Origin of the sequence: Priestia sp. SIMBA_032 (assembly GCF_046535215.1) — a bacterium.
Taxonomy (GTDB): Bacteria; Bacillota; Bacilli; order Bacillales; family Bacillaceae_H; genus Priestia; species Priestia aryabhattai.
In genome coordinates this window covers 1-242 of sequence record NZ_JAWRXD010001412.1, presented here as the reverse complement: position 1 = coordinate 242, position 242 = coordinate 1, and the positions used below count along the sequence as shown (strand labels likewise).

The window sequence follows — 242 nt, the reverse complement described above, 5'->3', positions numbered from 1 at the left end:
CTATGGCAATTACAATTGCAACGCGCTATATCCATTCTCATGCGGCAATGTTACATCGTGATGATTATGAAAATGCAGTGAAGTTAATTGTAGAAGTTATTAAACGTCTTGATAAAGAGGCTGTACATAACATTACATTTAATTAATAGAAAAAGCGAAGGAGATTCTCCTTCGCTTTTTTATGTTTTAAAAAGGCCGTTCTAATCCCGCTGCAGTATGAGCGCCTAAAATAATTAAACGAG

At 35.1% G+C, this 242-nt stretch carries 1 pseudogene; it reads left to right on the top strand.

Going from position 1 to position 242, the window contains the following annotated elements:
* Nucleotides 1–146: pseudogene (locus tag SB717_RS38960) on the top strand (peptidase M28); the annotation flags it as partial.
* Between the last annotated feature and the right edge of the window lie 96 nt (nt 147–242).